Source organism: Pseudomonas sp. IC_126, assembly GCF_004331835.1.
GTDB lineage: Bacteria > Pseudomonadota > Gammaproteobacteria > Pseudomonadales > Pseudomonadaceae > Stutzerimonas.
On the sequence record NZ_SJSS01000002.1, the window covers coordinates 1 to 26,684 of the forward strand.

General features: G+C 62.6%; 24 protein-coding genes. 10 read left to right on the forward strand and 14 right to left on the reverse strand.

Translation table 11 applies throughout. The features are described from left to right. Positions 1-44: 44 nt before the first annotated feature. Positions 45-1,835 carry an acyl-CoA dehydrogenase C-terminal domain-containing protein gene (locus E0D86_RS05495; RefSeq protein ID WP_131648998.1) on the reverse strand — a complete coding sequence of 597 codons (1,791 nt, stop codon included), beginning with the start codon at positions 1,833-1,835 and terminating at the stop codon, positions 45-47. Between the two features lie 2 nt (positions 1,836-1,837). Beyond that, complete coding sequence (locus tag E0D86_RS05500; protein WP_131648999.1) at positions 1,838-3,076, reverse strand: 3-hydroxyacyl-CoA dehydrogenase; 1,239 nt, start codon at positions 3,074-3,076, stop codon at positions 1,838-1,840. A gap of 101 nt (positions 3,077-3,177) precedes the next feature. Here E0D86_RS05500 and E0D86_RS05505 point away from each other — a divergent pair, with 101 nt between their 5' ends. The 3 genes from E0D86_RS05505 (at position 3,178) to E0D86_RS05515 (ending at position 5,521) form a co-directional block, all read left to right on the forward strand. Then, the gene (locus tag E0D86_RS05505) at positions 3,178-4,077 is read left to right on the forward strand and encodes a LysR family transcriptional regulator (RefSeq protein WP_131649000.1); all 900 of its coding nucleotides are present in this window, start codon (positions 3,178-3,180) and stop codon (positions 4,075-4,077) included. Positions 4,078-4,552: 475 nt separating this feature from the next. Then, the gene (locus E0D86_RS05510) at positions 4,553-5,071 is read left to right on the forward strand and encodes a hypothetical protein (protein ID WP_131649001.1); all 519 of its coding nucleotides are present in this window, start codon (positions 4,553-4,555) and stop codon (positions 5,069-5,071) included. Between the two features lie 9 nt (positions 5,072-5,080). Then, on the forward strand, positions 5,081-5,521 hold the full coding sequence (locus E0D86_RS05515; RefSeq protein WP_131649002.1) for a DUF421 domain-containing protein: 441 nt from the start codon (positions 5,081-5,083) through the stop codon (positions 5,519-5,521). On the opposite strand, the gene E0D86_RS05520 is transcribed toward E0D86_RS05515, so the two are convergent. From E0D86_RS05520 to E0D86_RS05540, 5 genes are all read right to left on the reverse strand, one after another. Next, positions 5,508-6,620, reverse strand: coding sequence for an FUSC family protein (locus E0D86_RS05520; RefSeq protein ID WP_131649003.1), 1,113 nt, complete (start codon positions 6,618-6,620; stop codon positions 5,508-5,510). The two genes, E0D86_RS05515 and E0D86_RS05520, sit on opposite strands and share 14 nt — an antisense overlap. A gap of 77 nt (positions 6,621-6,697) precedes the next feature. Next, a complete protein-coding gene (locus tag E0D86_RS05525; protein ID WP_131649004.1) occupies positions 6,698-7,123 on the reverse strand; it encodes an HPF/RaiA family ribosome-associated protein in 426 nt (141 codons plus the stop codon). Between the two features lie 402 nt (positions 7,124-7,525). Next, positions 7,526-8,113: an Sbal_3080 family lipoprotein gene (locus E0D86_RS05530; RefSeq protein ID WP_131649005.1), complete on the reverse strand. Its 588-nt coding sequence runs from the start codon at positions 8,111-8,113 to the stop codon at positions 7,526-7,528. A gap of 48 nt (positions 8,114-8,161) precedes the next feature. Further along, positions 8,162-9,472: an NTP/NDP exchange transporter gene (locus E0D86_RS05535; RefSeq protein WP_131649995.1), complete on the reverse strand. Its 1,311-nt coding sequence runs from the start codon at positions 9,470-9,472 to the stop codon at positions 8,162-8,164. A gap of 15 nt (positions 9,473-9,487) precedes the next feature. Continuing rightward, positions 9,488-10,405, reverse strand: coding sequence for an aldo/keto reductase (locus E0D86_RS05540; protein WP_131649006.1), 918 nt, complete (start codon positions 10,403-10,405; stop codon positions 9,488-9,490). Between the two features lie 283 nt (positions 10,406-10,688). On the opposite strand from E0D86_RS05540, the gene E0D86_RS05545 reads away from it, so the two are divergent. Further along, positions 10,689-10,928, forward strand: coding sequence for a hypothetical protein (locus tag E0D86_RS05545; protein ID WP_131649007.1), 240 nt, complete (start codon positions 10,689-10,691; stop codon positions 10,926-10,928). Positions 10,929-10,967: 39 nt separating this feature from the next. On the opposite strand, the gene E0D86_RS05550 is transcribed toward E0D86_RS05545, so the two are convergent. Next, a complete protein-coding gene (locus E0D86_RS05550) occupies positions 10,968-12,896 on the reverse strand; it encodes an ATP-dependent DNA helicase RecQ (protein WP_131649008.1) in 1,929 nt (642 codons plus the stop codon). Positions 12,897-13,204: 308 nt separating this feature from the next. Here E0D86_RS05550 and E0D86_RS05555 point away from each other — a divergent pair, with 308 nt between their 5' ends. After that, positions 13,205-13,456, forward strand: coding sequence for a DUF2790 domain-containing protein (locus tag E0D86_RS05555; protein WP_131649009.1), 252 nt, complete (start codon positions 13,205-13,207; stop codon positions 13,454-13,456). 317 nt (positions 13,457-13,773) lie between these two features. On the opposite strand, the gene E0D86_RS05560 is transcribed toward E0D86_RS05555, so the two are convergent. The 4 genes from E0D86_RS05560 to E0D86_RS05575 all read right to left on the reverse strand — a co-directional run bounded on the left by E0D86_RS05560 (position 13,774) and on the right by E0D86_RS05575 (position 17,899). After that, the gene (locus E0D86_RS05560; RefSeq protein ID WP_131649010.1) at positions 13,774-14,376 is read right to left on the reverse strand and encodes a nitroreductase family protein; all 603 of its coding nucleotides are present in this window, start codon (positions 14,374-14,376) and stop codon (positions 13,774-13,776) included. 400 nt (positions 14,377-14,776) lie between these two features. After that, positions 14,777-16,318: a phosphoenolpyruvate carboxykinase gene (locus E0D86_RS05565; protein ID WP_131649011.1), complete on the reverse strand. Its 1,542-nt coding sequence runs from the start codon at positions 16,316-16,318 to the stop codon at positions 14,777-14,779. A 155-nt stretch (positions 16,319-16,473) separates the two neighbouring features. After that, a complete protein-coding gene (gene hslO, locus E0D86_RS05570) occupies positions 16,474-17,367 on the reverse strand; it encodes an Hsp33 family molecular chaperone HslO (protein WP_165914219.1) in 894 nt (297 codons plus the stop codon). Positions 17,368-17,503: 136 nt separating this feature from the next. Continuing rightward, positions 17,504-17,899, reverse strand: coding sequence for an RNA-binding S4 domain-containing protein (locus E0D86_RS05575; protein ID WP_131649012.1), 396 nt, complete (start codon positions 17,897-17,899; stop codon positions 17,504-17,506). A 370-nt stretch (positions 17,900-18,269) separates the two neighbouring features. Between E0D86_RS05575 and E0D86_RS05580 the strand changes: the two genes are divergently transcribed. Then, a complete protein-coding gene (locus E0D86_RS05580) occupies positions 18,270-18,671 on the forward strand; it encodes an ATP-dependent zinc protease (protein WP_371924054.1) in 402 nt (133 codons plus the stop codon). Next, complete coding sequence (gene rimK / locus E0D86_RS05585; RefSeq protein WP_131649014.1) at positions 18,668-19,573, forward strand: 30S ribosomal protein S6--L-glutamate ligase; 906 nt, start codon at positions 18,668-18,670, stop codon at positions 19,571-19,573. The genes E0D86_RS05580 and rimK overlap by 4 nt, the downstream gene beginning before the upstream one ends. 74 nt (positions 19,574-19,647) lie before the next feature. On the opposite strand, the gene E0D86_RS05590 is transcribed toward rimK, so the two are convergent. Both E0D86_RS05590 and ompR read right to left on the reverse strand, forming a co-directional pair. Next, a complete protein-coding gene (locus E0D86_RS05590) occupies positions 19,648-20,967 on the reverse strand; it encodes an ATP-binding protein (RefSeq protein ID WP_131649015.1) in 1,320 nt (439 codons plus the stop codon). Between the two features lie 180 nt (positions 20,968-21,147). Next, a complete protein-coding gene (ompR, locus tag E0D86_RS05595; protein WP_131649016.1) occupies positions 21,148-21,885 on the reverse strand; it encodes a two-component system response regulator OmpR in 738 nt (245 codons plus the stop codon). 263 nt (positions 21,886-22,148) lie between these two features. On the opposite strand from ompR, the gene E0D86_RS05600 reads away from it, so the two are divergent. From E0D86_RS05600 to gshA, 3 genes are all read left to right on the forward strand, one after another. Then, entirely contained in the window at positions 22,149-24,464 is a 2,316-nt protein-coding gene (locus E0D86_RS05600; RefSeq protein ID WP_131649017.1) for a Tex family protein, read from the forward strand. A 1-nt stretch (position 24,465) separates the two neighbouring features. Next, positions 24,466-24,855 (forward strand): PaaI family thioesterase, encoded by a 390-nt coding sequence (locus tag E0D86_RS05605; RefSeq protein ID WP_131649018.1) that lies wholly within the window; start codon positions 24,466-24,468, stop codon positions 24,853-24,855. Between the two features lie 115 nt (positions 24,856-24,970). Further along, a complete protein-coding gene (gshA, locus tag E0D86_RS05610) occupies positions 24,971-26,557 on the forward strand; it encodes a glutamate--cysteine ligase (protein WP_131649019.1) in 1,587 nt (528 codons plus the stop codon). Positions 26,558-26,684: the final 127 nt, after the last annotated feature.

Here is a 26,684-nt window from a genome sequence, read left to right on the forward strand (position 1 = left end):
GATGGTTGGGGTGAGGGGGGGGTGGGTAGCGCTCACAAGCAGCGCTAGAATGCGAAATCCGCCTCCGGCAACGCCATCAAACAATCCGCGCCGCCCTGGATCGCTTCACGATGACCACTGGCACGCGGTAATACACGGCGCAGATAGAAATCCGCGCTTGCCAGCTTGGCCTGGTAGAAGGCCTCTTCTCCGGTCCCTGCGTCCAACGCATCCTGCGCCCTTGCTGCGGCCTGCAACCAGAAGCCGGCCAGCAGCACATAGGCCGAATACTGGAGGAAATCCACCGAGACCGCGCCGATCTCCTGGGGGTCGCGCTGGGTCGCGGCGATGATCTCGGCGGTCAGCTCGCGCCATTCGCCGATGCGCGCCTGCACCCGGCTCGCCAGCTCGCGCAGCGCAGGCCGATCGAGCTGACCATCGCAAATCTCGCTGAATTCGGCCTGCAACGCTGACAACTCAGCGCCGCCGTCACCGAGCAGCTTGCGGCGAATATAATCCAGCGCCTGAATGCCATTGGTGCCCTCGTAGAGCTGGGTGATGCGGCTGTCGCGCATCAGCTGTTCCATGCCCCATTCGCGGATATAGCCGTGGCCGCCGTAGATCTGCACGCCGAGGCTGGCCACTTCCTGGCCCATGTCGGTGAAGAACGCCTTAACGATGGGAATCAGCAGCGCCGCGCGCTTGCTCGCCGCCTTGCGGCAGCTCGGCTCGGGATGGCCGTGCTCCAGGTCCAGCTGCCGCGCGCAGTAGGCCGCCAGCATGCGGCTGCCCTCCACCAGGGTCTTCTGCGTCAGCAACATGCGCCGTACGTCCGGATGAACGATGATCGGGTCGGCCGGCTTGTCCGGGTATTGCGCACCCGCCAGCCCACGCGACTGAAGTCGCTCGCGGGCATAGGCGAGCGAGCCCTGCCAGGCCTGTTCGGCGATACCCAGCCCCTGCAGCCCGACCTGGAAGCGCGCATCGTTCATCATGGTGAACATGCAGGCCAGGCCCTGGTTCGGCTCGCCGACGATCCAGCCGGTGGCGCCGTCGAAGTTCATCACGCAGGTGGCCGCGCCCTTGATGCCCATCTTGTGCTCGATGGCACCGCAGCACAGCGCATTACGTTCGCCCGGCGTGCCGTCGGCGTTGGCGATGAACTTGGGCACCAGCAGCAGGCTGATGCCCTTCACCCCAGCCGGCGCATCCGGCAGGCGCGCCAGCACCAGGTGCACGATGTTCTCGCTCATGTCATGCTCGCCGCCGGAGATGAAGATCTTGCTGCCGCTGACCCGGTAGCTGCCGTCCGCCTGCGGTTCTGCCTTGGTGCGCAGCAGCGCCAAGTCGGTACCGGCCTGGGGCTCGGTCAGGCACATGGTGCCGCTCCACTGGCCGCTGACCAGCTTCGCCAGATAGGCATTCTTCAGTTCGTCGCTGCCGTGCTTGTACAGCGCCAGCACCGCACCTTCGGTCAAGCCGGAGTAGATGCGAAACGACAGCGACGCCGCCATCAGCATCTCGTGGAAGTTGCAGGCGACCATTTGCGGAAAGCCCTGGCCACCGTATTCGGTGGGGCCGGTCATGCTGGCCCAACCATTATCGACGTACTGCTTGTAGGCCTCGACGAAGCCCTGCGGCGTCCTCACCTCGCCGTTTTCCAGGGTCACGCCTTCTTCGTCGCTGTTGCGATTGAGCGGGGCGATCTCGCCACCGGTGTAGCGCGCCGCTTCTTCCAGCACGCCATCGATCAGCTCGCGGTCCAGGCCGTTACCCAGCAGCTCGCAGTGAGCAGCGGCATCGAACAGCTCGTGCAGCACGAAGCGCATGTCACGCAGCGGTGCCTTGTACTCCATGCTCAGGCCTCCTTCTTGTAGTCGACGAAGCGACCGCCGAGGGTGGCCAGGCTGTCGATCAGCTCGGCCGGCTGCCAATGCGGTCCGTGGCGCTCGGCCAGCGCGTTCAAGCGGTCGCGGATGGCCGGCAGACCCTGGCGATCCGCCCAGGTCATCGGACCGCCGACTTCGGCCGGAAAGCCGTAGCCGTTGAGGTAGACGGTGTCGATATCAGTGCTCGATTCAGCCATGCCTTCCTGAAGGATCTTCGCGCCTTCGTTGACCAACGCCAGCAGGCAACGCTCCAGGATTTCCTCGCTGCCAATCTCGCGACGCTGGAAGCCGAGCCGCTCGGATTCACGCTGCACCAGCGCATCCACTTCAGGATCGTGCTCGGCCTGGCGGCTGCCCTCGGCGTAGCGGTAGTAGCCCATGCGCGATTTCTGGCCGAACCGGCCTAGTTCGCAGAGACGATTGTCGATCTGCACCTCAGGCTCGTCCTGGCCCTTGCCAGCCAGCTCGCGAGCGCGCCACTCCAGGTCGATGCCGACTACGTCATACATGCGGAACGGCCCCATGGCGAAACCGAAGCCCTGCAGCGCCGCGTCCACCTGATGTGGATACGCGCCTTCAAGCAGCATCGCCCGCGCTTCGCGCACGTAGGTGGCGAGCATACGATTGCCGATGAAACCCGGGCAGTTACCGGCGATCACGCTGACCTTGCCCATGCGCTTGCCGAGGTCGGTGGAAGCGTCCAGCACCGCTTGGGAAGTCTTCGCCCCGCGGACGATTTCCAGCAGCTTCATGATGTGCGCCGGGCTGAAGAAGTGCAGCCCTACGACCTGCTCCGGTCGCCCGGTGACGGCGGCGATGGCGTCGATATCCAGCGCCGAGGTGTTACTGGCGAGGATGCCGGTCGGCTTCACGATTCCGTCCAGCTCGCGAAAGATGCTCTGCTTCAGCTCGAGGTTTTCGTAAACCGCCTCGATCACCAGATCCACGTCCGCCAGTGCGTGATATTCCGCAGCCTTGCTGATGCAGGCGCGGCGGGCTTCGGCCTGCACCTCGTCGATACGCCCCTGGCGCACGTTGTGCGCGTAGGTGTCGGCGACCACGCCCAGCGCCTGTTCGAGCATCGCCGGGTTGTTGTCCAGCCACAGCACCTGCACACCGGCGTTGGCCAGGCTCATGACGATACCGCGGCCCATGGTGCCGGCACCGATAACGGCGGCGGTCTGGATATCGAATCGGGTTTGGCTCATTGCAGCAGTCCTCGTCGCAAGCAGAAAAATCAGAAGACCTACCTTAGATGAAGAAGGTACTATTTTTGAAATTTAGTCTTGTGATGATTAAGATTCATCAGATGAATATCTACAACTTCGACCTCAACCTGCTTCGCGTGCTGGACGCCCTGCTACGCGAACGCAACGTCTCCCGCGCCGCCCGGCGGCTGTCGCTCAGCCAGCCGGCGGTCAGCAATGCCCTCAATCGTCTGCGCGAGCTGCTGGATGACCCGCTGCTGGTACGCGTCGGCCGCGCCATGCAACCCACGCCGCGGGCGCTGAGCCTGGAGGCACCGATTCGTGATGCGCTGCAGCAGATCGAACACACGCTCAACGCCGGCGACTTCTTCGATCCGGCCACCAGCCAGCAACGCTTCGCCATCGCCGTCACCGACTACGTAGAGCTGATCTGCATGCCGCCACTGATGGCTCATCTGGCCAGGGTGGCGCCGGGAATTCAGCTGGCGATCGAGCACCTGAGCCCGACGCTGCCGGCCGAGGCGCTGGATAACGGCGAATTGGATCTGGCGTTGGGCCGTTTTCTCGAAGTGCCGACGCGTTTTCACCGCCGCCGCTGGGCCAGCGAGACATTGCAGGTCGCGCTGCGCAAGGATCATCCGCTAGTGGGTGAAGGGCTGGATCTGGACAGTTTCCTGCGCCTGCGCCATCTCTGGGTGCATGGCGGGCAGACGCGCGGCATGGTCGAACAATGGCTGGAAGAACAGGGTTTGAGCCGCGAAGTGGTGTACACCACGCCGAACTACCTGCAGGCCGCGCATATCGTCGCCAGCAGCGACCTGGCTGCAGTGCTACCGACCCAGCTCGCACGGCATTTCGTCAAGCTGCTGCCGCTGCAACTGTTCGCCCTACCGTTCGATCTCGGCATCTTTCAGCTGGACATCGTCAGCGTCGCCCAGCGGGAGCGGGATGCAGCGTTGCAATGGTTGATCGAGCAGATCGTGGCGGTGGCGCGTCAGTGATGTTTATCGCTGATTCGGGTTCGCGGTAAATGACGGAAGCGCCTGGGCGATTCCGCCTACGGGGAAATGGCGAATTCAGCCACGACGCTTTTTGCTGTTGGATAACGCTACGAAATTTTCTGCCAGACAAACGAAAAACCCGCCGAAGCGGGTTTTTCCTGACCATTTCAAATCCTTTGAAGTGCCTTCCTAGCGTGGTCGATCATCCTTGATCCTGAGCGCGTCCTGCGCTTCAGAGGTGTGCGTAGATTAAGCCCACCAGGGCGTCGGCTGAAGCGGAAATAAGCGCGACAGCTTGTAAGCCTTTCGCTATAGCTGGGTATTACGCGTGATCTAGCCAGTCCCGATTAATACCTCATCATCGCAAGATGTCGCCTATTCGGCGAATGCGGTGCCGTGCTCGCAACGTGCCTGATGAACTTCGCCGTGGGGCCCGGCTCTACCGTTCAGCGCCCGCCATCCAAGGCATACACCTATGTCTTCCGAATTGTCTGACCAAGATGAATTTCACAATCGGGACTACCCCATCAAGGAAGACATGCGCCTGCAGACGCGGCTGTGGACGCTGGAGCGGTTTGGCTGGATAGCCCTGTGCGGCCTCGTCGCGATCACTCTGCTCGGCGTGTTCGGCGCCGGGCCGTTGAGCCAGACCGAAGCTCGAACGGCCAACGGCGACCTGCTGATCACGTACGAGCGTTTCGAGCGCAACGGAGCGGCCAGCCAATTGCAGATCGAAGCCAGAGCAGGCTCCGACGGCCAAGTCTGGCTGAGCGTTGACGGTGCGCTCCTGGAGCGCTTCACCATCGAGGGCATTCATCCGCAACCGATCACTGCGGAGAGTTTCGGCAACGGCATGCGAGTGCAACTTCAGCCCGATGCGCAAGGCTGGGCAATCGTCTATCTCTCGCTACGCCCCGACGGGATAGGCCTGGCGCGAAGCGTGGCCCAGCTGAACGGACAATCCGTAACGCTGACACAGTTCATCTACCCATAGGAACATGCCATGGACTCCGTGCTTCGCGCCGCAGCGATTTATCTGGTGGTGCTGGTGGTGTTTCGGTTGGCCGGACGGCGCACGCTTTCGGAACTGACCACCTTCGATTTCGTGCTGTTGCTAATCATCGGCGAGGCCACGCAGCAGGCCTTGCTGGGCGACGATTTTTCGATCGCCAATGCAACGCTGGTGATCGTTTCGCTGGTGACCTTCGACATCGCCCTTTCACTGCTGAAGAACAAGTCGCAATGGTTCGCCAAGTTGATCGATGGGGAGCCGATGATCATCGTCGAGTATGGTCAGCTGCTCGAACGCCGGGTGCGCAAGGCGCGGATCGACGAAAACGACATTCTCGAAGCGGCCCGGCATTCGCAGGGCCTCGAACGGATCGATCAGATCAAATTCGCGATCCTGGAAAAGGACGGGAAGATTTCGATCATTCCTCGCTAGTCGCGTTCGACCGCCGTTCTAAACGCGCCGGAATCAGACGGCGCATCGGATCGCCAAACATCTGGCGAAAGCGTGGGCTATGCAGGCAGACGGCACCCACCAGCCCGACCAGGCAACCCAATACGGTGTCGTAGAAGCGTGCTTCGATCAGCGTAGAGGCCGAGCCGTGGCCCAGCGTCGCCGCCTCGGCCAGCAGAATGGTCATTGGCGTGATGAAAATCGCCGCGAAGGCGTAATGCCGGACCACCGCAGTCTCCACCACGAAACACAGCACCATCATCATCAGCGGGATGGTCCACTTGTCCAGCGGCAACAACAGCATGCCCCAGGCGACCAGCAGGCCGATCCCGGTGCCGAGGATGCGCTGCAACTGCTTGTTCCACACCGCGCGCAGCGAGACGCCCTGAATCACCGCCAGGCAACTGACCGGCACCCAGTAGGCCTTTTCCAGTTGCAGAGCCTGGGCGAGCGCCAGCGAGATGCCGACAAAAACGCCGATCAGCACCGAGTCGAATACCACGTAATCGAAGCTTGCCGGCGGCAGCGGCTCCACCGGTTTAGGCGCCTGCAACCGCAGCACGTACAGGCTGTAGAAGAAGGCGATCAACGCTGCCAGCAGCGTGCCCATGCTGATCAAGCCGACCATCAGCGGCACCTGCAGCACCTCCAGCGGGGTGTACATACCGATGGCGGCGGCCATGATGATGAACAGACTGCTCGGCATGCCGATCCGGTAGAAGCGGCAAACCATGGTCACCAGCACCGAGATAAATACCAGCACCGGCACCATGGTCCAGGGAAAGAAGTGGCTCATCAGGCCCAGGGTGTAGCAGGCGATCATGCCGAAGGCGCAGGCCATCAACGTGACCATGCGATGCGACAGCGGCGTGGCGGGCAGATTGAGAAAGACCAGGCCGCCCAGTGATGACACCAGGCCGTAATCGAGACGGTCGAACCAGGCGCCGACGAATAGCGGCAGGCCGGTGGCCAGCGCCGCGGCGAAGGGCATCTGCCAACGCCGGTCGCTGGGGTTGATGGTCAGCAACAGGCGCAGCTGTTCTTTCAGCGGCTCGATCAACCGCTGCCATCGATTTCGCATCGCCAAGGGTTCCAGTGGCGCGTCCCGCTAGTAAAGGCCACCCGGAAACGGAGCGGCCGTGAAGGGCTTCGGACGTACTAATCCTTGCCTCGTTCCTCCTGCTTGGCGAGGAATTCTTCCTGTAGCAAGGCATCGGTGACCTGCTGCGGTTCTTCATCCAACAGCGGATCATCGAGATGGCCGCTGGCGACCACCTTCGAATCAAGCTTGCCCATCAGATGACCGATGGCGTTGTGCATTTTCTCGGCGGCTCCGTCAACTGCCAGCTGCAGCGACTCGGCCTTGTGGGTGACGGACAACGGCTGATGGCCCTTGGGCCGTACCTCGATCTGGCAACGTTTGTCGGCGGCCCCCGCCTTCTGCGCGTTCTCGTCGCCGACGTGGATTTCCACTCGCATCAGAAAATCCTCGAAACGCTCGAGCCGCTCTTGTACTGCGGCACCGACCCATTCGTGGAGCTCGGCACTGCCTTCGATATGGTTGCTTCTCACCTGGACCTGCATAGAGAACTCCTCTTGATGACGTACCTGTTAGGTTCGAGGGGCCCACACCGCCGAGGTTCAGCGGCTTCGTCTGGTGGATTCGTTCTGAAGGGGCGGACCGGGCGTGATGATGGGGTAGATAGGGGGTGCAACAGGATGGCGGATGGGCTGGAGATTTTTGCGTGGATTGACTTAACCCCAGCCTCACCCAGAGAGACGAGGGAGGCGGTTGGCCCGGAATGTTGACTACGTTGCTGCCTTACTAGCTGGCGGATGTGGGGAAACAGAAGGCTGAGGATTGGTCTCAAGAGCACTCCCCAAAGCGTAAACCCCGCACCATCCAGTCCCCTCTCCCTTCGGGGAGAGGGCTAGGGTGAGGGTGAGGGTGAGGGGCTGTTGCCACAAACTGATCGCCAAGCAACCTTACTCGTCCATCAACTGCCGATAGCGATGCTGGTATTCGTCGTAGGACAAGCCCTCATTCATCAAGCGTTGCAATTGCTGTTGCCGGTAGGCCTCCCTGCTCAGCGGCGCCCTATCACCAGCCACCACCGGAGCGGGAGCACGGCCCAGACCGACCGACCCGTTGGGAAACAGCTGATGGGTCAGCTCGGCAATCTTCTCCTCGGCGCTGATGAACTTGTCCAGCCGCCCACCGCCCCAGCGTGCGTCATATTCCGCCTGGCCGACCTGACGGCCATTCTCGTAGACTCGGATATCGGCATATTTCATGTACAACGCCAGATCCCAGCCCCAGTGACCGGTATAGGTCGTGCTGAGCGGGCAGCGGTTCGGACTGCTGCCCGGCGCCATCTGGCGTGTCGTGAAGCCCTTGTCCCGGAGCAGCTGTTGGTATGTGGTGTTGAAACCGGAACGAAGTCCAATGGCCGGAATCATGCAGATTTCCGGTGCCAGCTCGGCGGACAGGGTCGTGGGGGTGACATTCTGCTTGATGCTGCAGCCACTGATGGCAACGGCGGCGATGAGGGTGAGCAGCGTTGCGGCGCGCATGGCGACCTCCTTGTCGATCGGAAGGAGGGCATTTTGCCACCAGCCGCGCTACGCGTCTTCAGGGTTTGCCGGGCGCCGGCTGCTGCCGTAGCGATCGGCCCGGCCGCCCAGATACCAGCCCAGCACCGCCCAGACCGCCGCGCAGCCAGCGCCCACCAGGCCGATCAGCATGGCGCCCTGGCCGAGCATGTCCAGCCATGCCTTGGCCCAACCGCTGAGCGCATCGCCGCCGCGATAGACCAGGGTGTCGATGAAATTCTTCGCCTTGTATTTACTTTCGGCATCCAGCGGCGCGAAGAGCATTTCGCGGCCCGGACGGACGAAGGCATACTCACCGATGCGCCGCACGATCATCACCGCCGCCAGCACCGCGAAGGTCGGCGCCAGCGCCAGCCCGATGAAACCCAGGCAGACCAGCGCCGGCACCACCGCCAGCAGCACCCGCACACCAAGGCGCTGGGCAACGCGACCTGTGATGAACAGCTGCGACAGCAAGGCGCCGGCCTGCACCACGAAGTCGATGGCGCCGAAGACTCGCACCTGCTCGGCGCGATCGGGAAACAGCTCGGCCACCAGCCGCGCCTGCTCGAAATACAGGAAGGTGCTGGCCGTGGTCAGCAACAGCACGAAGGCGGCAACTCCCAGCAGATAGCTCGAACCCAGCACCCGCGTCAGCCCGCTGAACGGGTTGCCCGCCACCGGACGGCGCGGGTTCTCCGCCTGTTCGGCACCGGGGCGCCCGGCGCCTGCCACTTCGCGCCACGCCATCAGGTAATGCTTGAGCACCACCGCCAACGCCAGCAGCAGCGCCGCCAGCAGCATCAGCCCGAACTGCCCGAGCACGCCCACCAGCAGCGCACTGGCGGCCGGGCCGACCAGGCCGCCGACGCTGGCACCGGCGGCGATGAAGGCGAACAGGCGGCGAGCCTGGGGCGCATCGAACACATCGGCCATCAGGCTCCAGGCCACCGACACCACGAACAGGTTGTAGACAGAGATCCACACGTAGAACACCCGCGCCAGCCAGATGCTCTCGTCCATGACGAAGAACAGCCCGGCGAACGCCAGCAGATTCACGCAGAAGAAGCCGTACACCCAGTCGATGTAATGGACGCGCGCCACCCGCGAGTTGAGCCAGGCGAACAGCGGCACCGCCACCAGCATGGCGCAGAAGGTCGCGGTGAAAAGCCACTGCAGATTCTCCACGCCGCCCTGGATGCCCATGGACTCGCGGATCGGCCGCAGCATGAAGTAGCCGCTGAACAGGCAGAAGAACAGCCCGAAGCCAGCCAGCGCCGCGCGCAATTCAGTGGGTCGGGCGTTGATCAGCCCGGCCAGGCGCAACCGGTTCGAGCCCATGGACATCAGCCAGGATCAACCAAAGGCATCGACGATCATCTGCCGCTGGCTGGCATCCGGCAGGCGGCCCTGCCCGGCCAGCAAGTTGTCGGCCATATAGCGCGGAGTCGAGGTCGCCGGAATCACCGTAGTCACTGCCGGCTCGGCGAGGATGAACTTGAGCGCAAGCTGCGCCCAGGACGTCGCATCGAGTTCAGCCGCCCAGTCTGGCAGCGGCCGGTCCTTGACGCGCCCGAGCAGGTTGCCACGAGTAAAGGGCCGGTTGATCAGCGTGGCGATACCGTTGTCGGCGCAGTACGGCAGCAGCCGCTTCTCGGCATTGCGCTCGCCGACCGAGTAGTTGAACTGGACGAAATCGACCTTTTCCTGCTTGAGCACGTCCAGCAGGCGGTCGTGGGCCGACTCCACATAGTGCGTCACGCCGATATAGCGGATGCGGCCCTGCTCCTTCAGCTCACGCAGCAGACCGAGCTGGGTGCTTGTGTCCTGCAGGTTGTGCACTTGGAGCAGGTCGATGCTGTCGCTCTGCAGCGCCTCGAAACTGGCCTCGATCTGCGCCAACCCGCGCTCGCGGCCAGTGGCGGAAACCTTGCTGGCGAGAAACACCCGTTCGCGCGCGTTCTGCCGCTGCACCAGCTCTCCAACCACACGATCAGCGTTGCCATAGCTCGGCGCGGTATCGATCAGCCGAGCGCCGCCGTCGACGAATATCCGCAACACCTCCAACAGCGCGTCCATCTGCGAATCATCGAGACCCACGTCATGGGTGCGCGAGGTGCCGAGCCCGATTACCGGTAGCTTCTCGCCGGTGGATGGAATCGGGCGCATCTGTAGTGGTTCGGCGGCATGTGCCACGAACGGCAGCAACGGTCCCAGTGCGGCGATAGCCGTCAGCACGGCGGAGTGGTGGAGGAGCTGGCGGCGCGTCTGCATCGGTGGGTTCTCCGTGTCGGTAACGGCTTCGACGCTTGAGTATGGTCGACACCAGCGGGCGCATCATTGGGCCGACGCACGGGAGCTTTTCAGTTTGTTTCAACGGGGCGCGGCGCGACGCCGCGCCGGTGCCCGCTGACCGAGCACCGCTGAAATTAGTTTGAGACATCGTCATGCTGGCAATGTGCCTTTATTTCGGTTTTACTTCGCCGCGCCTGATGACTATTGATCCTTGCGCCGCGCCCGCCGCTGCACGCACCGGCTCGCAACAATCGAGACACCCATGCCCAGCCACTCGTCCATGCCGCCCGGCCAACCATCGGCCGCCTTGCCTGATAGACCAGAGGAATCGACCCAGCAGATCAAGGCGCAGCGGCATCGACATCATCGGCTGATCAATCTTGCTTATGGGCTGGGCCTGCTACTGGTGTTTGCGCTCAGTCTCTTGCTGCTGCCCGACGATACGGGCCTGGGCAAGCTGCTGTGGAGCTGGATGCCGAGTCTCGCACCACACGGTGATTGATCACCTGGGCACATTCGAGCCCGGCTCTCTATGCGCAAGTTACGAACGCGCCACCTGCTCGCGCACATCTGCGTAAGGGTAAGCCTCCAGCGAGGCGAACCCCGGGATGCCACGCGCTTTCAACTTGGTAAAAAGCGGTACGCTGATGCCGCAGAGAAAACGCGTCAGGCACTCGGCACTGGGCTCGCTGTTTTTCAACTGCCGATAGCGCTGGCTGAAATCGGCGCAGCGGGCAGCAAGGTCGATCTGCGCCAGCGGCGGCAACGACGGCGGCTCGGGCAGCTGCGCGGTGCGGCCCTGGCAGACCGAACAATGGCCACAACGCTGCGGCGCCTGACGATCACCGAAATAATCGGCCAGGCGCCAGCTGAGGCACTCGCGCGACTCGAATAGTGCGAGCATCCTGTCGATGCGGGTGATTTCACTGGTTTCGTGCTGTTTGAAGTAGGCGTGCAGCTCGGCACTCAGCGCGGCGGCATCGAAGTGCGGATCGAGCAGCGCATAGACCTCGGTCATCTGCTTGCTCTCTAGCTCGATCCAGCCCTTTTCCTGAAAGTAATCCAGCGCCTTGACCACTCGCGCCCGGTCGGCGCCGTGCTGTTGGTAGAGCGCATCGAAGTCCAGCGTGCACCAGGTTCGCGCTCGCGCCGAGGTTTGCACGATGGCTTCGACGAACTGCCGACGCTCACCCTCGAAACGGGCGACCAACGCCTCGGGTTCCAGCAAATATTTGTAGCGATACTCGGCGAAATAAGCGAAACGCGGCGCGATGATGCCTTTGAGCTCAAGCTGTACCAGCAGGGTTTTCAACGGCAGCTGGCGGATGTTGCTCTGTTCAGAAAGCCGATTGAGCATCAGCTCCCATTGGCCATCCGGACCGACGCTCGCCAGCTCATCGAGCACATGGCGGATGCCCTCGCGTTCCGGCGTGTCGCCGTAGACGAAATTCTGCAGCACGTTGAGGCTGTCGCGGTTGGCCAATACCAGACAGTCGGACGGTTGCCCGTCGCGCCCGGCCCGACCGATTTCCTGGCTGTAGTTCTCCACCGATTTCGGCAGGTCGTAGTGCACCACGTTGCGGATGTCGGACTTGTCGATGCCCATACCGAAGGCGATGGTGGCGACGATGCAGTTCAATTCGCCGGCCATGAAACGCCGCTGGATGGTCTCGCGCAGTTCGTGAGCCATCCCGGCGTGATAGGCGCTGGCCGGAAAGCCACGCTGCGCCAGATGTTCGGCGATCTGTTCGGCGGTTTTCTGCTGGGTCACGTAGACGATTGTTGGCTGCACGCCTTTGCCGGCCAGCCATTCCACTAGCCGGCGCTGCTTGCGGGCGCCCGCGACCGGCTCGACCAGCAGGTTGAGGTTGGCGCGGTAGAAGCCGGTGGTCACCACATCCTCGGCGGCAATGGCGAATTTCGCCTGCATGTCGGCGATCACTGGCGGCGTCGCCGTCGCGGTCAGCAGCAGCACCTGAGGGATATTGAACTGACGCTGGTAGTCGGGGAGCTTGAGGTAGTCCGGTCGGAAGTTGTGGCCCCACTCGGAGATGCAATGCGCCTCGTCCACCACCAACAGCGAGATCGGCACCTGGCTGATGAAATGGCGAAAGCGCTCGTTCTTCAGGCGCTCCACTGAAATCATCAGGATCTTCAGTTCGCCGGATTTGGCGCGACTCATGGTGTCGCTAATCTGCTCGCGATCTTGCGCCGAATCGATGCTGGCTGCGGCGATGCCGTGCCGATGCAGAAAGGCCAGCTGATCCTGCATCAGCGCCAGCAGCGGCGAGACCACGAGCGTCAGGTGCGGCAAATGCAACGCCGACAGCTGGTAGCACAGCGACTTGCCGGAACCGGTGGGAAAGATCGCCGCCGCCGAACGGCCCGCCACCACAGCGCGGATGGTTTGTTCCTGGCCGGGGCGAAAGCCGTCGTAGCCGAAGGTCTGGGCGAGGGTTTGTTCGATCATCGTTAGTCACTCCTTTGACTGGGAGCCGGAGAGTAGCAAAAGGAGGGAGACGGTAAAGCAAAGCGGTCCACGAGGCGCGGTCAGCGGTCGGCAAGAACGCGAAAGTAGCTCATCGATGCCCTGAGCCAGTAACTAGCGAGGCGGCCACGCATTTCGCTCAATCACGTTCATTGGAATCCGCAATTATCGTTAGCGAGCTTACTAACTCATCATCGCCGGGCTCCTGAGAAAAATCACAAGCGAAGCCGGATCGGGTGATGCGGCTTGTCAACAGGAGGAATCCACGAACCAGAACAGGATGCCCTGCCATGCGCACTACCTTTGCATTTGCCACCGCCCTTTTGCTGTCCGCCGCCTCGCTTGCACATGCCAACGGCGCCGAAGCCGAGACCTATACCTACGGCACCAAGATCGATATCGCCTCGGTCCTGTCGATCAAAGTCGCGCCGACACCCTACTGCGAAGTCACCGATGCGGTGATGACTTATCGGGATTCGGCTGGTGAGATCCGCAAGCTCTCCTATCGGACCCTGGCCGAAAGCTGCAAGAACCAGAACTGAGCCTGTCGCCTCGTTAATCGCGACATCGACACGCCTGCCGTTCATAGAGTCAACGCTTCTGCGATCCATCGAGCGGCACCAGGGTGGATGAGCAAGGCGTCACCATCTCGTCTACCTGCGTCAAGCGAGATGCCATCCGTAGATAGGTCGGCGGGTTCCGCTTCAGCCCACAGGTAGCGCATTCCGCCATTCGATGGGCTGAAGCGGAGCGACGCCCGACCCACCTACGAGAGCTCGTCCCATGGAGCGGGCCGACAGACCATTACTGATCGAAGCCACGCCGCATATTCACCAGGGATGCGGCGCGCAAAGATTGGTCAGAACCGATCGCGAATGATCACTTCGTCGAACGGCAGCTTGCCGACACGCGGTTTGGGTTCCACGACACGCTTGCCCACCGCGACCATCATGGCGATGACGTGGTTATCCGGCAGGTTGATCAATTTGCCCACTGCATCGAAGTCGAAGCCGTCCATGGGGCAGGAATCCAGGCCCTTGCCGCGCGCGGCGAGCATCAGCGTCTGCGCCATCAGGCCGCAGCTGCGCATGGCTTCGTCACGCTGTACCTGCGGCTTGTCGCGGTAGTAGTTGTCGATGGCGCCGGCCATGTAGTCCTGCACTTCGGGCGGTGTACCTTCCCAGACGCGGCGGACATTCTTTTCCCAGCTGTCCACCTGCGCGCAAACCACTACCAGCATCGAGGCGTCGGTCATCTGCGCCTGGTTCCAGCCCACCTCGCGAATCTGCGCACGCAGCGCCGGGTCGCTGACCTCGACGAAGCGCACGTGCTGCAGGTTAAAGGCCGACGGCGCCAGCAGCGCCAGCTGCAGCAGTTCGTCCTTTTCTTCGCGGCTCAATTGAAAGTTGCTGTCGTAAACCTTGACGGCGCGACGAGTCTGGATGGCTTCTTCGATATGCATGGCATGGCTCCATTAGGCTGTAAACGTGGCCGCTATGCTATGCCCCGGAAACCATCGAATCCATCCGCCTTGGTTGATGGTATTTATCAGCGGGACCGATATGTCAGCCCTGCAAAGTCGCTGCAGGTAGCTTGAGATGCATAGCGCCGAATACACCATACGGTGATCGCTTGCGCCATTGGTGGGCTGAAGCCCACCCTACGAACCGATGCAGTTGGCCTTAAGACGCATGCTCTGTACATGCTGCCGTAGGGTGGGCTTTAGCCCACCGCCTGCACTATGGGTGGGCTGAAGCGGAGCTCCGCCCGGCCCGCCCTACAAAAAGCCTCACAAATTTTCTGGTGACCAGCCACGAAAAAGCCGCCCGAAGGCGGCTGATTCTGACGCGACGGCTTACAGCTTAGAGTTGCGGGCCGGCGGCCTTGATGGCGTCGGAGACGTCGAACTTCTTGAAGTTCTCGATGAACTTGTTCGCCAGTTCTTTGGCCGCTTCGTCGTAGGCGTTCTGGTCAGTCCAGGTATTACGCGGGTTGAGCAGTTGGGTTTCGACACCCGGAACGGCCTTCGGCACGTCCAGGTTGATGATCGGCAGGTGCTCGGTTTCCGTACCGATCAGCGCGCCGCTCTGGATCGCGGCGATCACCGCACGGGTGGTCGGGATGTTGAAGCGCTTGCCGACGCCATAACCACCGCCGGTCCAGCCGGTGTTGACCAGATAAACCTTGGAGCCGAACGCCTGGATGCGCTTGATCAGCAGCTCGGCGTAGACACCAGCCGGACGCGGGAAGAACGGCGCGCCGAAGCAGGTGGAGAAAGTGGACTTGATGCCGCTGCCCGAACCCATCTCGGTGGAACCGACCAGCGCGGTGTAGCCGGAGAGGAAGTGGTAGGCGGCCTGCTCGTTGTTCAGGATCGACACGGGCGGCAGCACGCCGGTCAGGTCGCAGGTTAGGAAGATCACAGCGTTCGGCTCACCGCCGAGGTTTTTCTCGGAACGCTTCTCGACGTATTCCAGCGGGTAGGCAGCGCGACTGTTCTGGGTCAGGCTGTCATCGGTGTAATCGGCGACGCGCTCGTCATCGAGCACCACGTTTTCCAGCACGGTACCGAACTGGATGGCTTTCCAGATCACCGGCTCGTTCTTCTCGGACAGGTCGATGCACTTGGCGTAGCAACCGCCTTCGATGTTGAACACCACGCCAGTACCCCAGCCGTGCTCGTCATCACCGATCAGATAACGCGATTCGTCGGCGGACAGGGTGGTCTTGCCGGTGCCGGACAGGCCGAAGAAAAGGGTGACATCACCTTCTTCGCCAATGTTGGCAGCGCAGTGCATTGGCAGCACGTCGGCCTCTGGCAGCAGATAGTTCTGCACCGAGAACATCGCTTTCTTCATTTCACCGGCGTAGCGCATGCCGGCAATCAGCACCTTTTTCGCGGCGAAATTGATGATCACGCAGCCGTCGGAGTTTGTGCCGTCGCGCTCAGGAGAGCACTCGAAATTGGCGACGTTGAGAACCTGCCATTCTTCCTTACCGGCCGGGTTGTACTGTGCCGGGTTGATGAACAGCTGACGACCGAAGAGGTTCTGCCAGGCCGTTGCGGTGGTCATCTTGACCGGCAGGTAGTGAGCTTCGGAGGAGCCTACGTGGACGTGGGAAACGAAGTGCTCCTGAGCCTTGTTGAAGGTCTCGACGCGATCCCAAAGGGCATCGAACTTGTCGGCAGGGAACGGACGATTGATCGGGCCCCAGGCGATGGAATCCTTGGTGCTCGGCTCTTCGACGATATAGCGGTCGGCTGGCGAACGACCGGTGCGGTGACCGGTTTTGACAACGAGCGCGCCATTGGCGGCCAATTCACCTTCACCACGCTTGACGGCTTCTTCGATCAATCGAGCGGTGCTGATATCAACGTACACGGCGTTAATAGCTTGCGTCATGAGTTTCCCGTCGGCCCTGGGCCGAATCCTCCATGCTGTTGTAGCCCACCTGACAGCGAACTACATCGAAAAAAAGTGCGCGCGATTATGACAGAAATGACGCTGCGCTGGGTATGAGGGCGTAATGGCGAAAAGGTTCTACGCCCCACGGCCTTTTAATGCCGCGTGCCGGAAGGCCCCTCGGTTCCCGCACCTGCGAACAGCTGGGCGATGTCGGCCGCATCGAATCGATAGCTGTGATTGCAGAACTGGCAATCAATGGTGATCGCGCCGCCCTGCTCGCTAAGCAGCTGCTCGGCATCGTGCTGGCCGAGGCTGATCACCGCGTTGGCCGAGCGCTCACGCGAGCAGCTGCAGCGGAAGGTGATCGGCCGTGGCTCGAATAGGCGTACCTGCTCTTCGTGATAGAGCCGGTGCAGCACGGTCTGGGTGTCGAGACCGAGCAATTCTTCGGCGGACAGCGTATCGGCCAGGGTGCGCAAATGCTGCCAGCTGGCTTCGCGTTCCTCTCCGTTACGGATGCGATCGACCGGTAGCTGCTGCAGCAACATGCCGCAGGCACGGCGGCCATCGGCGGCAAGCCAGAAGCGCGTCGGCAGCTGCTCGGACGAGGCGAAATAGCTCGACAGGCTTTCCGCCAGGGTCGCGCCATCCAGTGCGACGATGCCTTGATAGCGCTGGCCATTGGCAGGATCGATGGTCATCGCCAGCACGCCTTCGGGCATCAGCTCAGACAGTGTCGCACCGGGCGTCAGCTGCTCCTCGTGATAGCGAGCGATGCCGCGCACCTCGCGATCGCTGGAGCATTCGACCATCAGTAGCGGTACCGCGCCGGCCGAACGCGCCTGCAACACCATCAGCCCATCGAATTTCAGCGTACCGACGAGCAGTGCGGCTGCCGCGAGCAGCTCGCCGAGCAGCTGGGCGACCGGCTCCGGGTAGGCGTGTTTGGCCAGCACCTCGGCATAGCTGCGCTCGAGCCCGACCCACTCGCCCCGCACGTCGGTGTTATCGAAGAGAAAACGCTGGGTGTAATCGGAATCGAGCATGGGCATGACCAGAGCAGGTTGAAGGCCGGGGCCGTTGGCTGTGATACCGCGACTCATCGAATCTCGGAATCTGCATGGGCCCTTGGGAGAAGGGACCGCATTCTAGGGCGAAAGTGGCGACCGTCCAACCGGCGAGTCATTCGGCATCCGAGCGGAAGCGCTGCAAAGCGCGGCGCTGTTTCTTGCTCGGCTTGCCATCGGTTTCCACACCCAACGCACCCGCCTTGCGCATGGCCGCGGCATTTTCGCGCTTGGCCAGACTGTCGGCAGTTTCCTCATAGAGCAGTTGTGCTTCCGGCGCGCCCCGGCGCACAGCGGACAGCGCACGGATCACCACGGTGCGTTCATCGAAGCCTGCGCGGATCACCAGTTCCTCGCCCACTTTCGGCTCCTTGCTCGGCTTGCAGCGCTCACCGCGGCAATGCACCTTGCCGCCTTCGATGGCGGCCTTCGCCAAGGCGCGCGTCTTGTAGAAGCGCGCGGCCCATAACCATTTATCCAAGCGGACTTTACCGTCGTCTTTTTCGCTCATCGCTCAACTCGGCCAATCGTCGTGTTGTCATAGGGTCGTACAGGTAGATGCGGATGTCATGCTCGGCATCTAGCAGGCCGTTGAAAAACTATCTGCGTTGGCAATACTGCGTCAAAAGCAGCCTCAGAAAGTCGCTTGTGGCTAACGCGCTTCAGCGCGGCCCGGAGGGCGAACGCAGTGAGTAATGCTCATTTACAGCACGTAAACTCCGCTTCTTCGGCCGTTTTTTTCCTTGTCTTGCCTGCCTCACCAACGCTTTTCAACGGCCTGCTAGAATGCGCGGAAATCCAGTGGATACGCTTTCTTGAACAATCCCGACCCTCAGATAGTCATCGGTTTGCGCGAATGGATCGCCCTGCCCGAACTCGGCGTGGTCGGCCTGCGTGCAAAGATCGACACCGGCGCCAGCACCTCGGCGCTGCATGCCACCGAGATCAGCGAATTCGAGCGTGACGGCGAACGCTGGGTGCGCTTCACCGCGCATCTGGGCACGCTGGTGCAGCGTCGCCATCGCTGCGAGGCGCCGCTGGTCACACGAAAGACCATCAAGAGCTCCAACGGCCACGCCCAGACCCGTTACGTGGTGCGTACGCTGCTGGCGCTGGGTGATCACCTGTGGCCGGTGGAATTCACCCTGACCTGTCGCAAGACCATGCGCTATCGCCTGCTGCTAGGGTCAAAAGCCCTGATGGACGGCAAATGGCTGGTCGACCCTGCGCGCACCTATGTGCAGGAAAAACCTCAGACTCTCACTACTTCCGGTGCCCAATGAAAATCGCCGTGCTGTCGCGCAATCCACGCCTGTATTCGACCCGCCGCCTGGTAGAGGCCGGCCAGCAACGTGGCCATGAAGTGGTGGTGATCGACACACTGCGCGCGTACATGAACATCGCCAGCCACAAGCCGCAGATTCATTACCGCGGGCGCCCGTTGGAAGGCTTCGACGCGGTAATTCCGCGTATCGGTGCCTCCGTTACCTTCTATGGCTGCGCGGTGCTGCGTCAGTTCGAGATGCAGGGCGTGTTCCCGCTCAACGAATCAGTGGCCATCGCCCGTTCGCGCGACAAGCTGCGTTCGCTGCAATTGCTGGCCAGACGCGGGATCGGCCTGCCCGTCACCGGTTTCGCCCACTCCCCGGACGACATCGCCGACCTGATCCAGATGGTCGGCGGCGCGCCGCTGGTGATCAAGGTCCTGGAAGGCACCCAGGGCATCGGCGTGGTGCTGTGCGAGACCGAAAAGGCCGCCGAATCGGTGATCGAGGCCTTCATGAGCCTCAAGCAGGACATCATGGTGCAGGAATACATCAAGGAAGCCGGCGGCGCCGACATCCGCTGCTTCGTCGTCGGCGACAAGGTGATCGCTGCCATGAAGCGCCAGGCCAAACCCGGCGAATTCCGCTCCAACCTGCACCGCGGCGGTACCGCCAGCCTGATCAAGATCACTCCCGAGGAACGCATGACCGCCATCCGCGCGGCCAAGGTCATGGGCCTGAGCGTCGCCGGCGTCGACATCCTGCGCTCCAACCACGGCCCGCTGGTGATGGAAGTGAACTCCTCGCCGGGCCTGGCCGGCATCGAAGAAACCACCGGCAAGGACGTTGCCGGCCTGATCATCCAGTACCTGGAAAAGAACGCCGGCCCGCACCTGACGAGGACGAAGGGCAAGGGCTAAAAGGCAACTGCAAGTAAAAGCGCGACGGCAGGGCACTCCCTGCTCTTTCTTGCCGCTTAAGGCTTGCAGCTGCCTCAGTGCTTTATCGCATCCCTCGGCAGCAGCAACCCCAACGGCAGGCTGACCCGTGCTTCCAGCCCGCCGCCTTCGCGATTACGCAACTCGACCACACCGCCGTGCTGCGAAGCGATGCGTTTGACGATCGCCAACCCCAGCCCGGCTCCCTGACCGCCGCGCGCGCGGTCGCCGCGGATGAAGGGATTGAAGATTTCGCCGAGCTCTTTCGGATCGATGCCAGCGCCTCGGTCTAGCACGCTGAGCACCACGTAAGGCGCGCTGCCATCTCCAGAAACGTGGGCGGCAACTTCGACGCCGTGGCCGCCGTAGCGCAAGGCATTCTCGATGAGATTGACCAACAGGCGCTTGATCGACACGCGTCGCAGGGTCAGCTGTGGCATCGGTTCGACGCACAGCCGCACGGTTTCGCCGTACTGGTTGTAGGGCGCCACCACTTCACGCACCAGCTCGCCCAGATCGATACTTTCCACCGGTTCGTCACTGCCGTCGCGGACAAAGGCGAGGAACTGATCGAGGATCGCGTTCATGTCCTCGACGTCGCGGACCATGTCCTCGGTCAGCTCGGCCTCGCTGGACATGAGCTCCAGCGACAGACGTAGGCGAGTCAGCGGTGTACGCAGGTCGTGGGAAACCCCGGCGAGCATCAGCTCGCGCTCGCGCCCGGCCTGCTCGACGTCCTCCGCCATCTGATTAAAGGCGCGATAGACCTCGGTCATCTCGCTCGGCGTGTCGCTGATCGGCAAACGCACGCTGCGCCCCTTGCCGATCTGCCGGGCGGCGTAGACCAGGCGCTTGAGCGGCAGGTTGAGCTGACCGACGAAAACCCACGCGGCGGCGGTGGAAAGCAGCCCGATGCCGAGGAACCAGCCCAGCACGCTCCAGATCCGCTGCCCACGCAATGGATAGGCATAGAGCGGCACCTGCAGCCAATCCGGCCCCAGACTCGGAGCGCGCACCCAGAGCGCCGTTTCCGGCTGGATGCGCACCCGCACCTCGGTTTCGGGGCCCAGCTCGGCGCGCATCTGCTGCTGGAAGATTTCGGTGTAGGGCCAATGGTATTCACTCGGCGGCACGTCCGCCTCCGCCACCCGGTGCACCCCTGCGGCCTCGCCGATGCGCTCGCGATTGGCCTCGTCGGCGACCCAATAGGCGCGCAGCGTCAAGGCCGCGCCGTGGCTGTACTGACGATCGACGAGCATGTCGTCGTTCATCATCAGGTACACCAGCATCAGTACCTTGGAGAACAGCACGACGATCAGCACCATCCACAGGGTGCGAGCGAAGAAGCTTTGCGGGAACCAGAGTGGAGTCTTCATAAAATCAATAGCCGAATAAGAGCGCTGGAGGCTGGAAAGCGGTACGAAAATGCACAGCGCTATGGGCTCACCACCAAATCGACCGGGCGTGGTGGGCTGAAGCCCACCCTACGACACTGTAGGCCGGACGAATAAAGCGACCCTTCTCCAGCCTCCAGCGCTAGGCACTTCTAGCGCTTTTCAGCCCTTGTTGCCATCAGGTACGAACACGTAACCCACGCCCCAGACCGTCTGGATATAGCGCGGCTTGGACGGGTCGGGCTCAATCAGGCGACGCAGGCGTGAGATCTGCACGTCGATGGAGCGCTCCAGGGCGTCCCATTCGCGGCCACGGGCGAGGTTCATCAACTTGTCGCGGGTCAACGGCTCGCGGGCGTGCTGGACCAACGCCTTGAGCACGGCAAACTCGCCGGTGGTGAGCATGTGTATCTGGTCGCCCTTCTTCAGCTCGCGTGTGCCGAGAAACAGCTCGTAGTCGCCGAAGGTCACCGTCTCGTCTTCGCTGCCCGGCGCACCCGGCACCTGGGGTGCTTGGCGCCGCAGCACGGCGCGAATCCGTGCCAGCAGTTCGCGCGGGTTGAAGGGTTTGGCCAGATAATCGTCGGCACCCTGCTCCAGACCCTGGATGCGACTGGCTTCGTCACCCTTGGCCGTGAGCATGATGATCGGAATTCCATTGCCGCTTTCACGCAGGCGATGGCAGGCGGACAAGCCATCCTCGCCGGGCATCATCAGGTCCAGAACCACCAGATGGAACAGTTCGCGGCTGAGCAGACGGTCCATCTGCTCGGCGCTTTCGACGGTACGGACGCGATAGCCCTGCTCGTCGAGAAACCGCTCGAGCAGACGCCGCAGACGGGCATCGTCATCGACGATCAGGATTTTTTCACCTTCGCTGGCTGACGCAGTGCTGCTCATGGAAACTCCTGAATTTATCGACGGCGCATTATGCGCCTACGGATGACAAGGCAATTGACAGCCATTGTTAGCAGATTTTGCGAGAGAAGCAGTTGGAAGTGGCCAAAATCGCAGGGCGATGCAACCCGCTCCATGCGCCACTACCAAGGACAACGCCCGATGCTTTTTCTTCCAGCTTCCAGCCTCAAGCTCCCCGCTGCCTTTATAATCCCGCCCTTTCGCGCAGGCACGGCCTGCATGGTTTGACTGACCCAGGTAGGTTCATGGACAGCATCAATTCCCGCATCGCCAACGAGCTGGGCGTGCGCCCGCAACAGGTAGCCGCCGCCGTGGCGCTGCTCGACGAAGGTTCCACCGTGCCCTTCATCGCCCGTTACCGCAAGGAAGTCACCGGCAGCCTCGACGACACCCAGCTGCGCAATCTGGAAGAGCGCCTGCGCTACATGCGTGAGCTGGACGAGCGACGCACCTCGATCCTCGCTAGCATTGAGGAACAGGGCAAGCTGACGCCCGAGCTGGCCCGCGAGATCAACCTGGCCGACACCAAGACCCGCCTCGAAGACCTCTACCTGCCCTACAAGCAGAAGCGTCGCACCAAGGGCCAGATCGCCTTGGAAGCTGGCCTCGGCGAACTGGCCGACGCACTGTTCGCCGACCCGAGCCTGCCCCCGGAGAGCGAAGCCGAGCGTTTCATCGATGCCGAAAAAGGCTTCGCCGACACCAAGGCGGTACTCGAAGGCGCCAAGTACATCCTCATGGAGCGCTTCGCCGAGGACGCCGATCTGCTGGCGAAACTCCGTGATTTTCTCAAGCACAACGCCACCCTCAGCGCCCGCGTCGTACCCGGCAAGGAGAGCGAAGGCGCCAAGTTCAGCGACTACTTCGAGCATGACGAAGTGCTGAAGAACACCCCGTCGCACCGTGCCCTGGCGATCTTCCGCGGCCGCAACGAAGGCATCCTCAGCATTACGCTCAAGGTCGGCGACGAAGCCCCCGGCTCCATGCATCCGGGCGAAGGCATGATCGGTGAGCGCTTCGGTATCACCAACCAAGGCCGCGCCGCCGACAAGTGGCTCAGCGAGGTGGTGCGCTGGACCTGGAAGGTCAAGCTCTACACCCATCTGGAAACCGATCTGCTCGGCGAGCTGCGCGACAAGGCCGAGGACGACGCCATCGGCGTCTTCGCCCGCAATATGCACGACCTGCTGCTGGCCGCGCCCGCCGGCCCGCGCGCGACCCTGGGCCTCGATCCGGGGCTGCGCACCGGCTGCAAGGTCGCGGTGGTCGATGCCACCGGTAAGCTGTTGGATACCGCCACCGTTTATCCGCACGCACCGCGCAACGATCGGGACGGCACCCTCGCCGTTCTCGCCAAGCTTTGCGCCAAGCACGGCGTCGATCTGATCGCCATCGGCAACGGCACCGCCAGCCGCGAGACCGACAAGCTGGCGGCAGACCTGATCAAGCAGGTGCCGGGCCTGAAGCTCACCAAGATCATGGTCAGCGAAGCCGGCGCCTCGGTGTATTCCGCCTCGGAGCTGGCAGCGAAGGAATTCCCCGATCTGGACGTTTCGATCCGTGGCGCAGTCTCCATCGCCCGCCGCCTGCAGGACCCGCTGGCCGAGCTGGTGAAGATCGAGCCCAAGGCCATCGGCGTCGGTCAGTACCAGCATGACGTGTCGCAGCTGAAACTGGCGCGCTCGCTGGATGCGGTGGTAGAGGACTGCGTGAACGCCGTCGGCGTGGATGTGAACACCGCCTCCGCCGCCCTGCTGGCACGCATTTCTGGGCTCAACGGCACCCTGGCGCAGAACATCGTCGCCTACCGCGATGCCAACGGCGCGTTCAAATCCCGCAGCGAACTGAAGAAGGTGCCGCGCCTGGGCGACAAAACCTTCGAACAGGCCGCCGGCTTCCTCCGCGTAATGAATGGCGATAATCCGCTGGATGCCTCCGCGGTTCACCCGGAGACCTATCCGCTGGTCAAACGCATCGCCGCCGATACCGGCCGCGATATCCGCTCGCTCGTCGGCGACTCGACCTTCCTCAAGAAGCTCGACCCGGCGAAATTCACCGATGAGACCTTCGGCCTGGTGACCATCGGCGACATCCTCCAGGAACTCGAAAAGCCTGGCCGCGACCCGCGTCCCGAGTTCAAGACCGCCGAATTCCAGGAAGGCGTCGAGAAGCTCAGCGACCTGACGCCCGGCATGGTGCTCGAAGGCGTGGTGACCAACGTGACCAACTTCGGTGCCTTCGTCGACATCGGCGTGCATCAGGATGGCTTGGTGCACATCAGCGCGCTGTCGGAGAAATTCGTCAAAGACCCCTACGAAGTGGTCAAAGCCGGTGACATCGTCAAGGTCAAGGTCATGGAGGTGGATATTCCGCGCAACCGCGTCGGCCTGTCCATGCGCATGAGCGACACCCCCGGCGAGAAAACCGAGGGGCCACGTGGAGGCGGCAAGCCTCGCGGCAACGCGCCGCGCACCGAGCGTCACACCAAGCAGGACAAGCCCGCGCCGGCTAACGCGGCCATGGCGTCGCTGTTCGCCAATGCCAAGCAGCTGAGGAAATAATATGAGCATTCAAGTCGAGGCGGTGGGCAGTTCCAGCGCCTTCGGCCGCCTGCTCGGCCTAGAGATTCACAAGGCTGAAAACGGCGAGGCCGTACTCGGGCTGAGCATGCACGACGGCTTGCGCAACCTGCACGGCAAGCTGCATGGCGGTGCGCTGTTCTCGCTGATCGACACCGCCATGGGTCAGGCCAGCCACAGTCTCAACGACGGGCTGCCGAACAGCGTGACGCTGGAATGCAAGCTCAACTACATCCGCCCGGTGACCGAAGGCGAACTGACCTGCCGCGCCTGGGTGGTACATGCCGGGCGTCGTACCCAGGTTCTCGAAGCCGAAGTTCATCAAGGCGGCAAACTGATCGCCAAGGCACAATCGACCTTCGCCTGTTTGTAAGAAGCGGCAAGCTTCAGGCTGCAAGGGCGCGCCTGCTTTCTCTTGCAGCTTGTGGCTTGAAGCTTGCCCCTCGCAGCCCCATATTGGGCCGACTGATGCGTGAAGGAACCAGAACTTGAGCGACCTCCTCTCCCACCGCCTGGCATTGCTGGCCGAGCCCTCCCACCTTCCGCTGCTCTCGCAATGCCTGCATGGGATAGAACGCGAATGCCTGCGCATCGACAGCCACGGCGAGCTGGCCCTGACGCCACACCCGCGCGCGCTGGGTTCGGCGCTGACGCATCCGAAGATCACCACCGATTATTCCGAGGCGCTGCTGGAGTTCATCACCGGCACCGCAACCGATCCGCAACAGACCCTGGCCGAGCTGGACGCCATTCATCGCTACACCTACGGCAAGCTCGACGACGAATGGCTCTGGAGCCCCTCGATGCCGGGGCGCCTGCCGGAAGAGGCACTGATTCCCATCGCCGAATACGGCAGCTCCAATGTCGGCCGGCTCAAGCACGTCTACCGCCAGGGGCTGGCGCTGCGCTACGGCAAGACCATGCAGTGCATCGCCGGCATCCATTACAACTTTTCGCTGCCCGAGGGGCTGTGGTCGCTGCTGCAGGCCGAGGATGGCGACACCCGCAGCCGGCAGGATTACCAGTCCTCGCGCTATATCGCGCTGATCCGCAACTTCCGCCGCTACAGCTGGCTGCTGATGTACCTGTTCGGCGCCTCCCCAGCGCTGGATGCAAGCTTCATGCGCGGCCGCCCGCACCAGCTCGAACAGCTGGACGAAGACACCCTTTATTTGCCTTGGGCCACTAGCCTGCGAATGAGCGACCTGGGTTACCAGAGCAACGCCCAGGCCGGCCTGACACCCTGCTACGACAACCTGTCCAGCTACACCGATAGCCTGCACAAGGCCGTTTCGACGCCCTATCCGGCCTATGCCGAGATGGGCACCAAGGACGCCGACGGCAACTGGCTGCAGCTCAACACCAACGTGCTGCAGATCGAAAACGAGTACTACTCCAACATCCGCCCCAAGCGCGTCACCGAAAGCGGCGAGCGGCCGCTGCAGGCGCTGCGCGCCCGCGGCATCCAGTACATCGAAGTGCGTTGCCTGGACATCAACCCCTTCCTACCGCTGGGCATCGATCTTGACGAAGCGCGTTTCCTCGATGCCTTCCTGCTGTTCTGCACGCTGGAAGACAGCCCCTGCTTGGTCGCGGGCGAGTGCGGCGCCAGCAGCGACAACTTCCTCAAGGTAGTTACCGAAGGGCGCAAGCCGGGCCTCGAACTGCGTCGCGGCGGCGAGCAGGTCAGCCTGCAAGCCTGGGCGCAGGAACTGCTGGGTGAAATCGGTCAGGTCGCCGCGCTGCTGGACCAGGCCAAGGGCGGCGACCAACATGCGCGGGCGCTCGCCGCGCAACAGGCGAAGGTCGCTGACAGCAGCCTCACGCCATCGGCGCGGGTACTCGGCGAGTTGAAACGCAGCGGCGAGAGCTTTAGCCAATTCGCCCTGCGCCAGAGCCGGCGGCATGCCGAGCATTTCCGCAGCCAGCCCCTGAGCGCTGCCGAGCAGGCCGGATTCGAAACCGCCGCGCAGCAATCTCACAATGGACAGGCCGAGCTGGAAGCCCAACAGGAATCGGATTTCGACCAGTTCGTCGCGGCCTATCAGGCAAGCCTGTTGTCCATCGGCATCTGAGCGGCAGACTCGTAGGGTGGGCTTTAGCCCACCGCTTGCTTACGCCCCGCATCTACGCCTCGCCTGACGTATCGCCGCCGGTCCCGTTCTGGTGGGCTGAAGCCCACCCTACAAACTTACGCCCCCG

Bases quoted from the DNA above. Each gene is read 5' to 3' on its own strand.
- E0D86_RS05555 (WP_131649009.1), top strand. From the start codon at position 13,205: ATGCGCACTACCTTTGCATTTGCCACCGCCCTTTTGCTGTCCGCCGCC.
- E0D86_RS05550 (WP_131649008.1), bottom strand. From the start codon at position 12,896: ATGATCGAACAAACCCTCGCCCAGACCTTCGGCTACGACGGCTTTCGC.
- E0D86_RS05565 (WP_131649011.1), bottom strand. From the start codon at position 16,318: ATGACGCAAGCTATTAACGCCGTGTACGTTGATATCAGCACCGCTCGA.
- E0D86_RS05530 (WP_131649005.1), bottom strand. From the start codon at position 8,113: ATGCGCGCCGCAACGCTGCTCACCCTCATCGCCGCCGTTGCCATCAGT.
- E0D86_RS05560 (WP_131649010.1), bottom strand. From the start codon at position 14,376: ATGCATATCGAAGAAGCCATCCAGACTCGTCGCGCCGTCAAGGTTTAC.
- E0D86_RS05520 (WP_131649003.1), bottom strand. From the start codon at position 6,620: ATGCGAAATCGATGGCAGCGGTTGATCGAGCCGCTGAAAGAACAGCTG.
- hslO (WP_165914219.1), bottom strand. From the start codon at position 17,367: ATGCTCGATTCCGATTACACCCAGCGTTTTCTCTTCGATAACACCGAC.
- rimK (WP_131649014.1), top strand. From the start codon at position 18,668: ATGAAAATCGCCGTGCTGTCGCGCAATCCACGCCTGTATTCGACCCGC.
- E0D86_RS05515 (WP_131649002.1), top strand. From the start codon at position 5,081: ATGGACTCCGTGCTTCGCGCCGCAGCGATTTATCTGGTGGTGCTGGTG.
- E0D86_RS05525 (WP_131649004.1), bottom strand. From the start codon at position 7,123: ATGCAGGTCCAGGTGAGAAGCAACCATATCGAAGGCAGTGCCGAGCTC.
- E0D86_RS05540 (WP_131649006.1), bottom strand. From the start codon at position 10,405: ATGCAGACGCGCCGCCAGCTCCTCCACCACTCCGCCGTGCTGACGGCT.
- E0D86_RS05510 (WP_131649001.1), top strand. From the start codon at position 4,553: ATGTCTTCCGAATTGTCTGACCAAGATGAATTTCACAATCGGGACTAC.
- E0D86_RS05505 (WP_131649000.1), top strand. From the start codon at position 3,178: ATGAATATCTACAACTTCGACCTCAACCTGCTTCGCGTGCTGGACGCC.
- E0D86_RS05545 (WP_131649007.1), top strand. From the start codon at position 10,689: ATGCCCAGCCACTCGTCCATGCCGCCCGGCCAACCATCGGCCGCCTTG.
- E0D86_RS05600 (WP_131649017.1), top strand. From the start codon at position 22,149: ATGGACAGCATCAATTCCCGCATCGCCAACGAGCTGGGCGTGCGCCCG.
- E0D86_RS05575 (WP_131649012.1), bottom strand. From the start codon at position 17,899: ATGAGCGAAAAAGACGACGGTAAAGTCCGCTTGGATAAATGGTTATGG.
- E0D86_RS05495 (WP_131648998.1), bottom strand. From the start codon at position 1,835: ATGGAGTACAAGGCACCGCTGCGTGACATGCGCTTCGTGCTGCACGAG.
- E0D86_RS05605 (WP_131649018.1), top strand. From the start codon at position 24,466: ATGAGCATTCAAGTCGAGGCGGTGGGCAGTTCCAGCGCCTTCGGCCGC.
- E0D86_RS05500 (WP_131648999.1), bottom strand. From the start codon at position 3,076: ATGAGCCAAACCCGATTCGATATCCAGACCGCCGCCGTTATCGGTGCC.
- E0D86_RS05590 (WP_131649015.1), bottom strand. From the start codon at position 20,967: ATGAAGACTCCACTCTGGTTCCCGCAAAGCTTCTTCGCTCGCACCCTG.
- E0D86_RS05535 (WP_131649995.1), bottom strand. From the start codon at position 9,472: ATGGGCTCGAACCGGTTGCGCCTGGCCGGGCTGATCAACGCCCGACCC.
- ompR (WP_131649016.1), bottom strand. From the start codon at position 21,885: ATGAGCAGCACTGCGTCAGCCAGCGAAGGTGAAAAAATCCTGATCGTC.